The sequence below is a fragment of the Acidisphaera rubrifaciens HS-AP3 genome, from assembly GCF_000964365.1.
Lineage (GTDB): Bacteria > Pseudomonadota > Alphaproteobacteria > Acetobacterales > Acetobacteraceae > Acidisphaera > Acidisphaera rubrifaciens.
Map to the genome: position 1 here is coordinate 1 of NZ_BANB01001076.1, position 295 is coordinate 295.

At 73.2% G+C, this 295-nt stretch carries 1 protein-coding gene; it reads right to left on the reverse strand.

Annotated elements, in window-relative coordinates; all coding sequences use genetic code 11:
• Positions 1-237 (reverse strand): ATP-binding cassette domain-containing protein (locus B8460_RS20125; protein WP_048863410.1); only part of this gene is annotated, 237 nt, incomplete at its 3' end.
• Positions 238-295: the final 58 nt, after the last annotated feature.

Sequence of the window (295 nt, forward strand, 5' to 3'; positions counted from 1 at the left end):
GATCGCATAGCCGATGCGCAGCCGCAGGTCGGGGATCGCCGCGGCGTCGCGTCCGTCGATCAGCACGCGCCCGGCGCTCGGTGCGATCAGCCGGTTGATCATCCGCAAGGTCGTCGACTTGCCGCAGCCGGAGGGGCCGACCAGCGTGCAGAAGGCGCCGCGCGGGATCTCCAGCGTCAGGTCGTCGACGACGGTCGCCTCGCCGTAGCGGCGGCTGACGCGGTCGAGCAGGATCATCGCCGCGCGAGCCCCGCCAGCAGCCGCAGCGTCGCGTCGGCGATCACCGCGAGCGCCA